The organism is Pseudomonas sp. Z18(2022), assembly GCF_036346535.1.
GTDB lineage: Bacteria > Pseudomonadota > Gammaproteobacteria > Pseudomonadales > Pseudomonadaceae > Aquipseudomonas > Aquipseudomonas yamanorum_A.
Window position 1 is genome coordinate 45,281 of record NZ_JAOTOA010000031.1, and the last position, 8,637, is coordinate 53,917.

The 8,637-nt window shown below is 59.8% G+C and carries 9 protein-coding genes; 4 read left to right on the forward strand and 5 right to left on the reverse strand.

What is annotated here, in order from left to right:
• Positions 1–117 precede the first annotated feature (117 nt).
• Both V3W39_RS31365 and V3W39_RS31370 read left to right on the forward strand, forming a co-directional pair.
• Complete coding sequence (locus V3W39_RS31365) at positions 118–1,278, forward strand: cysteine desulfurase family protein (protein ID WP_177042788.1); 1,161 nt, start codon at positions 118–120, stop codon at positions 1,276–1,278.
• 36 nt (positions 1,279–1,314) lie between these two features.
• Complete coding sequence (locus V3W39_RS31370) at positions 1,315–3,123, forward strand: aminopeptidase P family protein (protein WP_330214028.1); 1,809 nt, start codon at positions 1,315–1,317, stop codon at positions 3,121–3,123.
• On the opposite strand, the gene V3W39_RS31375 is transcribed toward V3W39_RS31370, so the two are convergent.
• Entirely contained in the window at positions 3,116–4,024 is a 909-nt protein-coding gene (locus V3W39_RS31375; protein ID WP_330214029.1) for a LysR family transcriptional regulator, read from the reverse strand. The two genes, V3W39_RS31370 and V3W39_RS31375, sit on opposite strands and share 8 nt — an antisense overlap.
• A 115-nt stretch (positions 4,025–4,139) precedes the next feature.
• On the opposite strand from V3W39_RS31375, the gene V3W39_RS31380 reads away from it, so the two are divergent.
• Positions 4,140–5,135 (forward strand): zinc-dependent alcohol dehydrogenase family protein, encoded by a 996-nt coding sequence (locus V3W39_RS31380; protein WP_330214030.1) that lies wholly within the window; start codon positions 4,140–4,142, stop codon positions 5,133–5,135.
• Here the strand turns inward: V3W39_RS31380 and V3W39_RS31385 are convergent.
• On the reverse strand, positions 5,132–5,722 hold the full coding sequence (locus V3W39_RS31385; RefSeq protein WP_177042784.1) for a 2-hydroxychromene-2-carboxylate isomerase: 591 nt from the start codon (positions 5,720–5,722) through the stop codon (positions 5,132–5,134). The genes V3W39_RS31380 and V3W39_RS31385 overlap by 4 nt on opposite strands.
• A 36-nt stretch (positions 5,723–5,758) precedes the next feature.
• Positions 5,759–6,490, reverse strand: coding sequence for an SDR family oxidoreductase (locus V3W39_RS31390; RefSeq protein ID WP_167665787.1), 732 nt, complete (start codon positions 6,488–6,490; stop codon positions 5,759–5,761).
• A gap of 88 nt (positions 6,491–6,578) precedes the next feature.
• Here V3W39_RS31390 and V3W39_RS31395 point away from each other — a divergent pair, with 88 nt between their 5' ends.
• Positions 6,579–7,139, forward strand: a complete 561-nt coding sequence (locus tag V3W39_RS31395; RefSeq protein WP_177042783.1) for a TetR/AcrR family transcriptional regulator — start codon at positions 6,579–6,581, stop codon at positions 7,137–7,139.
• Between the two features lie 12 nt (positions 7,140–7,151).
• On the opposite strand, the gene V3W39_RS31400 is transcribed toward V3W39_RS31395, so the two are convergent.
• Both V3W39_RS31400 and rhtA read right to left on the reverse strand, forming a co-directional pair.
• Positions 7,152–7,433: a hypothetical protein gene (locus V3W39_RS31400; protein WP_003210144.1), complete on the reverse strand. Its 282-nt coding sequence runs from the start codon at positions 7,431–7,433 to the stop codon at positions 7,152–7,154.
• A gap of 167 nt (positions 7,434–7,600) precedes the next feature.
• Positions 7,601–8,488, reverse strand: a complete 888-nt coding sequence (gene rhtA / locus V3W39_RS31405; RefSeq protein WP_177042782.1) for a threonine/homoserine exporter RhtA — start codon at positions 8,486–8,488, stop codon at positions 7,601–7,603.
• Positions 8,489–8,637 lie beyond the last annotated feature (149 nt).

The following is an 8,637-nucleotide window of genomic DNA, read 5'->3' on the forward strand; positions in this document are numbered from 1 at the left end:
ACTTTTAAATAAAGTGGTCTTTCTTTAACGGCACGGGATCAGGTAAACCATCTTCCTTTCTGATCGCTGCCCCTGAGACGCTGCTCTCGGGAACATGCTCTGCGAGTCTTTAACGTCATGAATAAACGTCCGCTGTATTTCGACTATGCCGCCACCACGCCGGTGGATGAGCGGGTCATCCAGGTGATGGTCGAGTGCCTGGGTTTCAACGCCAACTTCGGTAACCCTGCGTCCAGTTCCCATGCGTTCGGCCAACAGGCCCGGCAAACGGTTGAGCAGGCGCGGCGCCAAGTGGCGGAATTGGTCGGCGCCGAGCCGGCAAGCATCGTCTGGACCTCCGGTGCCACCGAGTCCAACAACCTCGCCATCAAGGGCGTTGCCCAGGCGCGGGGTGTGGCCGGTGGGCACATCATCACCAGCCAGATCGAACACAAGGCCACGCTCGACACCGCTCGCCAGTTGCAGGAAGCCGGGGTTGCCGTGACGTACCTGGTGCCGGATGCCGAGGGGTTGATCAGCGTCGAGGCGGTTAGCGAAGCGTTGCGTGAAGACACCTTCCTGGTGTCGCTGATGTTGGTGAACAACGAGTTGGGCACCCTCAACGATATCCAGGCGATCGGCGCGCGCGTGCGCGAGCATGGAGCGTTGTTTCACGTGGATGCGGCGCAGGGCGCGGGCAAGGTGGCGATTGACCTGGCCGAATGGCCAGTAGACCTGATGTCGTTTTCCGCCCATAAACTCTATGGCCCCAAGGGCATCGGCGCGCTGTACGTCGGCCCGCGTGCGCAGCAGAAAGTGCTGGCGCAGATTCACGGCGGTGGCCATGAAGGCGGCTTGCGTTCCGGCACCCTGGCGACTCACCAGATCGCCGGCATGGGCACAGCGTTCGCGTTAGCGGCAGCGTCGTTTGCAGAAGAAAAGGCGACCATCGTTGCCTTGCGCGAGCGCCTGCTGGAACAACTGAATACGATTGCCGGGGTGCGCCTCAATGGCAGCCTTACCCAGCGCATTCCCCACACCTTGAGCCTGACGTTCAGCGAGGGCGAGTTCAATTCCGCCGCCTTGAGCGCGGGCATTGCATTCTCGGCCACGTCGGCCTGCAATTCGGCGAGCAATGCCCCGTCCCATGTGCTTCTGGCGCTGGGCCACGATGCCCGCAGCGCGGGTCGCACCATTCGCTTGAGCCTCGGGCGGTTTACCACCGAGCAGGACATCGATCAGGCGGTACAACTGATCAAGGCGGCACTGGCCAGCGCACCGGCGTTCTGGGCCGTTTGACCCCATAACAATTATTAGTGGTTAGCAGGAGACACGATGAGCACACAGCCTTTGACCCATGGAACGGTTCCCCAGCGCCTGGCGCATACCCGCGAACTGATGAGCCGCGAGGGCATTCATGCCCTGTTGGTGCCGTCGGCCGACCCGCATTTGTCCGAATACCTGCCGGGTTACTGGCAAGGGCGCCAGTGGTTGTCGGGCTTTCACGGTTCTGTGGGCACCCTGATTGTCACCGCTGATTTCGCCGGTGTATGGGCAGACAGCCGCTATTGGGAACAGGCGACCAAGGAACTCAAGGGCAGCGGTATCGAGTTGGTCAAGCTGCAACCCGGCCAGCCCGGGCCGCTGGAATGGCTGGCGGAGCAGACCCCGGAAGGTGGCGTGGTGGCAGTGGACGGTGCGGTCATGGCCGTGGCCTCGGCGCGTACCCTGGGCAGCAAGCTGGAGGCACGGGGTGCACGCTTGCGCACGGATATCGACCTGTTGAACGAAGTCTGGCAAGACCGTCCCACCTTGCCGAACCAGCCGATCTATCAACACTTGCCGCCCCAGGCCACCGTCAGCCGCGGTGAAAAACTCGCGGCCCTGCGCGAAAGATTGAGCGAGAAGGGCGCCGACTGGCATTTCATCGCAACCCTGGACGACATCGCCTGGCTGTTTAACCTGCGTGGCGGTGATGTTTCATTCAACCCAGTGTTTGTGTCGTTTGCCTTGATCGGCCAGCAGCAGGCGACATTGTTTGTGGCTTTGAGCAAAGTCGATGCCGAGCTTCGTGCCGTGCTGGAGCAGGATGGCGTGACCCTGCGTGATTACAGCGAAGTCGCAGCTGCGTTGAAGGCCATTCCGTCGGGCGCCAGTGTGCAGGTCGATCCGGCGCGGGTGACCGCCGGGTTGCTGGAAAACCTCGGCAGTGACGTCAAGCTGATCGAAGGGCTTAACCCGACCACCTTGGCCAAATCGCGCAAAAGCCTGGCAGACGCCGAGCATATTCGTCAGGCCATGGAGCAGGACGGCGCGGCCTTGTGCGAATTCTTCGCCTGGCTCGACAGTGCGTTGGGTCGTGAGCGCATCACCGAACTGACCATTGATGAACACCTGACGGCGGCGCGCACCCGCCGGCCGGGTTATGTGTCGTTGAGCTTCAACACCATTGCTGCATTCAATGCCAATGGCGCGATGCCGCACTACCACGCAACTGAAGAAGAGCACGCGCTGATCGAAGGCGATGGCTTGCTGCTGATCGACTCCGGTGGCCAGTACCTGGGCGGCACCACCGATATCACGCGTATGGTGCCTATTGGTACGCCAACCGAGGAGCAGAAACGCGATTGCACGCGGGTGCTCAAAGGTGTGATTGCCTTGTCCCGCGCGCATTTCCCCAAGGGCATTCTTTCGCCGCTGCTGGATTCCATCGCCCGTGCGCCGATCTGGGCCGAAGGCGTGGACTATGGCCACGGCACCGGTCATGGCGTGGGCTATTTCCTCAATGTGCATGAAGGCCCGCAGGTGATCGCTTATCAAGCCGTCGCCGCACCGCAAACCGCGATGCAGGCCGGCATGATTACGTCCATCGAGCCAGGCACTTACCGTCCTGGCCGGTGGGGTGTGCGGATCGAGAACCTGGTGCTGAACCGTGAGGCGGGAAAGACCGAGTTTGGCGAGTTCCTCAAGTTCGAGACACTGACGCTGTGCCCGATCGACACCCGTTGCCTGGAGTCGTCCTTGCTGACGGCCGAGGAGCGCCAGTGGTTCAACGATTACCACGCGCAAGTGCGTGAGCGCCTGAGCCCGCTGCTCAGTGGCGCGGCGCTGGAATGGTTGCAGGTGCGTACGGCCGCTATCTAAGGGGCTGTAGCTCGGGCGCCTGGGTCAGGGCATCGGCCATGTAGTCGATAAACGCTTTGACCCGGGCGGACTGGCGACGATTCGGCGCCGAAACGGCGTGAATCGGCAGCGACTGTGGGGTGTAGTCCTGCAGCAACGCGACCACCCGACCAGCGTTCAGGTCATCAAAGAACAGCCATAGGGGCGACAGCGCAATGCCGAGCCCTGCCAATACCATCTCGCGTACTGCCTCGGAGTTATTGCTCTGGGCGTTGCCCTTGATCTTGACGCTGTGCCGCGTCCCGTCCTGTTCGTAAACCCATTGGTTCTGGCTGCTGAGCAGGTTGAACAGCAGGCAATTGTGCTGGGTCAGCGCTTGCGGGCTTTGCGGTGCAGGGTGTTTGGCCAGATAGGCCGGGCTGGCGAGCGTGACTCGGTGGGTAGTGCCGATCTGGCGGGCGACCAGGCCGCTGTCGGGCAGCTCGCCAATGCGCAGGGTGACGTCCAGGCCTTCACTGACCAGATCCTGGTTCTGGTCATTGAGTTGCAGGTCAACCTGGACCTGTGGATATCGCTCAAGAAATCCCGCCAGGCGCGAGGCAATGTGCAGGCGGCCAAAGCTCACCGACGAACCTATACGTAGCGGACCTGCAACGGCTTCCTTGCCGGATTGGAAGCTGTGTTCCGCGGCATCCACTGCCGCGAGGATTTGTCGGCAATGGCTGTAATAGCGTTGGCCTTCGTCGGTCAGGGAGAGTTTGCGGGTACTGCGGGAAATCAGCTTGCCACCCAGTTCGGTCTCCAGCGCCCGCATTACTTTGCTGATGGTGGGCTGAGTGGTCTGCAACTCCCGGGCGACCGCAGAGAAACTCCCGCGCTCGATTACCCGGACGAAAATGGCCATTGCGTTGAGCTTATCCACGGGACTACCGATTCATGCCAAATGAGCATGGTCACTATAGCGGCTTGGCGTCTTATCGGCATGAATGGTCGGGCACATCATGGTGATCACTTCCTGATGAATCGAGATCGCGACCATGACTGATACAACTCAAATGCATGCCCTGATGGTGGATGTGGCGAATGGGCCGTTACGGCTGGCAACGATTCCCAGGCCGACTCCGGGTGACGGTGAGGTGCTGGTAAGGATCAAGGCCAGTGGCCTCAATCCATTGGACGGGAAAATTCGCGCAGGCGAGGCAGCCCATGCCCGTCAGTCGTTCCCAGCTGTAATTGGCTTGGACTTGGCGGGGATCATCGAGACAGTGGGCCCGGATATCAACGAGTGGAAGGCGGGCGATGAGGTGTACGCCCTGGCGACGGGAGTTGGGGGCATCCAGGGGTCGTTGGCGGAGTTTGCCGTGGTGGATGCACGCCTGCTGGCGAGAAAACCCGTGACCCTGAGCATGCGCGAAGCCGCGGCATTGCCGCTGGTGCTGATCACCGCATGGGAAGGGCTGGTGGACCGTGCGCATGTAGGCCCTGGGCATAAAGTACTGATCCAGGGTGGTGCGGGTGGTGTAGGACATGTTGCGGTGCAGCTGGCTAATGCGTTTGGCGCAGAGGTATTTGCGACAGGTTCCGCCAGGCATCGGGCGCTGATCGAAGGACTGGGGGCTACGTTTATCGACTATCAACAGCAGACCGTCGAGGAGTATGTAGCCTTGCACACGGCGGGCGAAGGTTTTGACATTGTGTATGACACGGTGGGCGGGCCGACGCTGGATGCGTCCTTCCGGGCGGCCAGGACTTATCACGGCCATGTGCTGAGTTGTCTTGGCTGGGGCTCTCATAGCCTGGCGCCGTTATCGTTTCGCGGGGCGACCTATTCCGGGGTGTTTACCCTGCTGCCGATGCTGACGGGCAAGGGCCGCGAGCACCACGGGCAGATTCTTGCCGAGGCGGCGCGGTTGATTGATGCCGGGAAGCTCAAGCCGATTCTCGACGGGCGTCAATTCGACCTGCACACGGCAAACGCCGCCTATGAGTTACTCGCAGGCGGCGCTCAAGGGCGTTTGGTGATTGAAATCTAGCCCAACGCTTCGCGAACAAACTCCAGGCGATCCTGGCCGAAGAACAGCTGGTCGCCGACGAACATCGTAGGCGCCCCGAATACGCCGCGCTGGATGGCGTGCTCGGTGTTGTCCTTGAGGGTGGCCTTGACGGCGTCGTCATTCGTCAACGCCAGGACTGCTTCGGGATCAAAGCCGTGTTCAGCCAGCACCGCAGCCACCACAGCAGGATCACCCAGGTGAAGGCCTTCTATCCAAAGGGCTCGGAACAGGCAGTCGATGAAATCCTGGAAGCGCTCGGGTTGGCGCATTTGGACACCGGTGACTGCACGCATCAGCGTCAATGTATTGATGGGGAAGTGCGGGTTGAACTTGAGCGGGACGTTGTAGCGCTGGGCGTAGCGCGCCAGGTCCTGGAGCATGTAGCGGCCTTTGGCGGGAATGGTGACCGGCGATGCATTGCCGGTGGCCTTGAACACGCCGCCCAACAGCATTGGCTTGTAAATCAGCTGGGCGCCGGTTGCAGCGCACAGGCCAGGAAGCTGGGTGTAGGCCAGATAAGTGGCAGGGCTGCCGAGGTCGAAGAAAAATTCCACGGTTTTACTCATGCTGGGTACTCGCTGTTTATTGTTATGGGGGCGTGCTTACCAGGGTTCATTCCACGGGCGCAGGTCCAGCTCGAAGGTCCAGGCGTCCCGAGGCTGGCTGTGCAGGTACCAATAGTTATCGGCGATGTGCTCGGGGTTGAGAATACCGTCCTGATCCTTGAGGGCGTACTTTTGCGGGAAGTTGTCGCGGATGAAGTCAGTGTCGATGGCGCCATCCACCACCACGTGGGCGACGTGGATATTCCGCGGACCTAGTTCACGAGCCATGCTCTGCGCCAGTGCACGGATCCCGTGTTTGGCGCCTGCGAATGCGGCAAAACCGGCGGCGCCACGCAACCCGGCAGTGGCGCCTGTAAACAGAATAGTGCCGCGATTGCGGGTGACCATGCGCTTGGCCACTTCCCGGGCGTTTAGGAAGCCTGAGAAGCAGGCCATTTCCCAGATCTTGAAGTACTTGCGGGCGGTTTCTTCCAGGATACTGCACGGCACGTTCGCGCCGATGTTGAAGACAAAGGCTTCTATGGGGCCCAGCTCGGTTTCAATCTGCTCGATCAGCGCGATAACGTCTTCTTCCTTGCGGGCATCGCAGGCAAAACCATGGGCTTCGCCGCCAGCCGCGTGGATGCTTTCCACCAAGGGTTGCAGTTTATCGGCGCTGCGCCGGGTCACGCATGCGACATAACCTTCGCGTGCAAAGCGTTTGGCGATGGCGCCACCCGTGGCATCGCCGGCACCCACTACCAATACGATTTTCTTGTTGTTCGTCATGGGAAATCCTTTAGTAAACGATCGTTTGCCAAACGAACGTTATGCTACGATTCGGTAGGCGTCAAGCTGACGAAACCGGGGGTAAGTGATGCGATATTCAGCCAGCCATAAGCAGGAAACCAGAGAGAAGCTGCTGGATAGCAGTGCTGCCCTGGCGAAAAAAGAAGGGTTTTCCAGTGTTGGAGTGGATGGCTTGATGAAAGCCATTGGCTTGAGTGGCGGTGCGTTTTACAGCCACTTCGCTTCCAAGGATGAGTTGTTCAGCTCGATAGTCGAGCGCGAATTGAGCCATAGCCTCGAGCGCTTGAATGGCACCGGGGTGCAGAGTAAGGAGCGGTTGGATCGCTGTTTGAAGTTTTACTTGAGCATGGCTCATGTGGAGCAGTCGGAAGCCGGCTGTGCGTTGCCGAGCCTGGGTGCGGAGATTGCGCGATCGGATGTGTCGGTGCGCCAACAGGCGCAGGACTGGATTTGCCGGTTACAGGCGGGCTGGGCTGCAACGCTGGGTAGCGAGGACCTGGCGTGGTCGATCCTGTCGCAATGCATCGGCGCCCTGGTGGTGGCGCGGATGATGGTCAACCCGCAGGTGCAGGCGCAGGTCCTGTCATCGAACTACGACGTGCTCAGCCAGCAACTGTCGAGCCTGTAAGTGCCTCGACAGTTATTTGCAGATGACAATCATGCTCCGGCTGGTGTAGCCGGCAGGGTTGAGGCCGAACGGGTAGTCGCCCGGGTCTTCGGCGTTGTCGCCCGACTTGGCGATGACTTTATAGCCTTTGGCGCCACATGAATTGGCTGCACTGGCGTAGCACTGATCCCAGGAGGAGGACAGGCCCGAACAGTTGATATGCAGCCCTTTTTTTCCCCGTTTCACTTCAGTCTTGGTTGTCGCGGCACAACCTGCGATTGCCACAATCATGAACAGCATCAAAATTCGCTTCATTACTATCCTTAATAGCCGCCTCGCTTAACTGCGCGAAGCTGGCTTTGCTCGCTCTCGAGTGTAGCGTTCATGATGTCCTTATCGAAATTCTCCATGAGTGACACTGGGTTACGGCCTAAACATGGCCTAATTGAGCGGCAAATGCCAGAGCTACGTCAAATCCTGAATCAATCGGCAGGAACGAGTGGCTTCGATTCGTTACGCATGGTCAGGGTTGCGCCAACCGAGGCCAGGATGATGCAGGTGATGGCCAGCCATTGCGCCAGGGACAGGTGCTCTTGAAGGAAAAACAGGCCTGACAAGGCGCCGAACGCGGGTTCGATGCTCATCAAGGTGCCGAATGTGCGGGCAGGCAAGCGAGTCAGGGCGACCATCTCCAGGGTGTAGGGCAGGGCGGTGGATAAAACCGCGACTCCAATGGCGATCGGGATCAGCGAGGGGGTGAGTAAGGCTGCGCCTGCGTGGACGATCCCGATCGGTGCAACAAACAGTGCGGCAATCATTACGCCAAGGGCAGCAGTTTGTACGCCGTTGTCGGCACCAGCCTTTTGTCCAAAGAGGATGTAGAGCGCCCAGCATGCACCAGCGCCCAGTGCATAGGCTGCGCCAGTGAGATCGATGCCGCTGCTGGCTTCTCCCGTGGGGATCAACAGCAGGAGGCCAACGATGGCCAATGCTATCCAGAGAAAGTCCACAGCGCGTCGCGAAGCATAGATGGCGACTGCCAGCGGGCCGGTGAATTCGAGGGCTACTGCGATTCCGAGGGGGACGGTGCGCAGCGACATATAGAAGAGGAAGTTCATTCCGCCCAACGCCATTCCGTAAACGATGACGGTTTGCAGTGACTTGGCTGTCAGCTTGGCGCGCCACGGGCGTAATAGAAGCAGCATGATCACGCTGGCGAAAACCAGGCGCAGGGTAGTTGTGCCCTGGGCTCCGACGATGGGGAACATGCTTTTGGCTAGCGATGCCCCTGATTGAATGGAGGCCATGGCAATGAGTAGCAGGCCGACCGGAAACAATGTCGTGGCCAGGCTACGGGGTGAAGTGGTCATTGAGGGTGTTCGTCCGAGGTCATATTAAAGAAGCAGAAGTGACTATGATGCTTAACTGTTAGGCGATGGGCAATATATTGCTCAATTTGTTCGGGATTCTTCTCTATATAGTCGAATTTCGGGATTGTCGGGATGGATTGATAGAAAAG